This is a genomic window from Phenylobacterium sp. (genome assembly GCF_031181185.1).
Classification (GTDB): Bacteria; Pseudomonadota; Alphaproteobacteria; order Caulobacterales; family Caulobacteraceae; genus Phenylobacterium.
Genome location: NZ_JAPSKZ010000303.1, coordinates 1 through 2,320, shown reverse-complemented (window position 1 = coordinate 2,320; position 2,320 = coordinate 1). Strand labels below are relative to the sequence as shown.

Sequence of the window (2,320 nt, the reverse complement as noted above, 5' to 3'; positions counted from 1 at the left end):
GCTTGAGCGCGTCGTAAGCGTCCTCGGCGGCGGCGGAATCGGCGGTCTTGCCCTTGCGCACCTCGGCGATGGCGGTCTCGAGCTTGTCGGGCGTGGCGCCGACGGAGGCCAGCACGGTGGCGGCGACGCCGCCCTCCTTCGCGATGGCCCACAGCAGGCGTTCGGTGGTGACGAAGGCGTCGCCGGCCTTCTTCGCCGCCTGTTCGGCGGCCGAGAAGACACGGGCGGTGTCGCCGTCGAGATAGAGCTGGCCCGAGCCGCCGGTGACCTGGGCCCGCTTCTGCAGGGCGGTTTCGACGGCCTGCTCGGCCTTGGCGGCGTCGCCGCCGGCGGCGGTGATCAGGTTGCGGGCGAGGCCGTCGCGCTCCTCCAGCAGCACCTTGAGCAGGTGCTCGGGGGCGAACTGCTGGTGGCGTCGGGCGAGGGCCAGCGACTGGGCCGACTGGACAGCCTGTTTGGCGCGGTCGGAGTAGAGATCGAGGTTCACGTGGACATCCCCTGAGTGGCGGACTGCGCCGGCGCGCCCTCATGCAAGCGACGCGCCGTGCGGTTGCCGATCAGGTGGGTGTGGCCGCAAGGACACGCAAGGGTCAGAGCCAGTAGAGACGGTCGTCCTCGGTCCAGCCGACCACGAGTTCCCGGACCCGCCCTTCGCTGACGGTCCTGTACCGCTCCAGCTCCCCCTGTTCAGGCCGCTCGCCCGCCGGCCAGCGCTCGAGCAGGGCGAGGGTGAAGGGGGCGGACATGCGGCGCAGCCTGTCGGCGGGACGCAGCATCAACTCGGGGGCCAGCAGGCCGTCGGGCGCCGGGGCCCCGGCGGGCCGCTCCAGCAGCCCGCGCAGAATCCGGCCGCGGCGATCGGAGCCGTCGCCGATCGGCGGCTGGTCGCGCCAGGTCACGCCGGGCTGGATCGACTCGGCCATGGCGAAGATCATTTCGGTCAGCGAGGGGCCGCTCCGGGCCGCGCTGTTGGTCATGGCGAGGACGGAGAGGTCCGCCTCGGCCCAGGTGACCCAGTCGCTGATGAAGCCGGGCACGCCGCCGCCGTGGCGCAACACCACCTGGCCACGGGCCCGCTCGAGGAAAACGCCGCAGCCGTAGGGCGCGAGCCGCCCGGAGTTCAGCTTCGCCGGCATCAGCAGGCGCCGTTTGGTCGCGGGCGAGACCAGCCGGTTCCGATCCAGCGCCGACCGCCACGGCGCTGCGTCGAGGGCCGAGAACAGCAGGCCGCCGTCAGCCGCGCGGGACACCGCATCCTCCATCCGCACCGCGTGGCGGAAGGCGCCGTCCTGGAACTCATAGGGCTCGGCGCGTCCGGGGACGATCTGCTGGGCGGCGTCGGCGCGGGCCGTCGGGGTTCCGGCCGGGGTGAAGAGGCGGGCCTGGACGTATTCGGCGTAGCTCTGGCCCGACAGCGTCTCGATGAGCCAGCCGAGCAGCAGGTAGTTGGTGTTGGAATAGCTCCAGCTCTCTCCCGGCTGGAACAGCACAGGCTGGTCCCGCAGGGCGGCGAGCACGATCTCGCGGGTCTGGGGCCGGTCCCAGTCCTCCAGCAGGTTGCCGTAGTCGACCAGACCGGAGGTCTGGTGCAGCAGGTGGCTGATGCTGACGGCGCCGATGGCCGGCGGGAGGTCGGCCATGTGCCGCCCGATCGGATCGTCGAAACCCAGCGCCCCCGCCTCGGCCAGCTGGGCCACCGCGACCGAGGTCATGAACTTCCCGTTCGAGCCGAGGTGGAAGAGGGTGCGCGCGGTGACCGGGACGTCGAACGGAAGGGAGGCCTTGCCCCAGGCATAAACGCCGGCGGTCCGGCCGCCCCGCACCGCGACCAGCACCCCGCCGGCGCTGTCCCTGCCGGCCCGCAGGGCGTCGAGCGCGGCTACGGCGTCGGGCGCGAGCGCAGGCGTTTCGGCCCGCGCAGCCAGGGGCAGAGCGGCCGCAAGGCCGGCCGCTCCAACGGCCGGGAACAGTCGCCGACGGTCGATCATGATGGTCTCCCCGGAAGCTCGGGTCTGCTGGAGTGAAACACCGCGACCGCGGTCAGCCGCCGGTCTGCGGCGCCGAGAAGTCGAACTGCTCGGGTCCGCGCTGCCCGCCGCCGAAATTCCAGGTCAGGCCGATGTAGGCCGCGCGGCCGCCGAAGGTGACGCTGGTGCGGTCGGTGAAGTTGGCGCCGGCGATCTCGGTGACGGCCCCGTACTCGTCCAACAGGTCGCGCACGGTGGCCTGGAAGGACCAGTCCTTGCTGAGCTTCCGGCGGTAGCCGAGGTTGACCAGGGTCGCCATCTCGCGCGTGCCCTGGGCCAGCAGCTGCTCGCCC

2 protein-coding genes and 1 pseudogene are annotated in these 2,320 nt (G+C 72.4%); all 3 read right to left on the bottom strand.

Annotated features, from left to right (window positions below; all coding sequences use genetic code 11):
- On the bottom strand, positions 1–487 hold a 487-nt coding region (locus tag RIF93_RS20200; protein ID WP_309093232.1), incomplete at its 3' end, for a Clp protease N-terminal domain-containing protein.
- A 103-nt stretch (positions 488–590) separates the two neighbouring features.
- Positions 591–1,988, bottom strand: coding sequence for a serine hydrolase domain-containing protein (locus RIF93_RS20195; protein WP_309093231.1), 1,398 nt, complete (start codon positions 1,986–1,988; stop codon positions 591–593).
- 52 nt (positions 1,989–2,040) lie between these two features.
- Positions 2,041–2,320: pseudogene (locus RIF93_RS20190) on the bottom strand (TonB-dependent receptor); the annotation flags it as partial.

Excerpts from the sequence above, each read along its gene's own strand:
- RIF93_RS20195 (WP_309093231.1), bottom strand. The coding sequence starts at position 1,988 with ATGATCGACCGTCGGCGACTGTTCCCGGCCGTTGGAGCGGCCGGCCTT.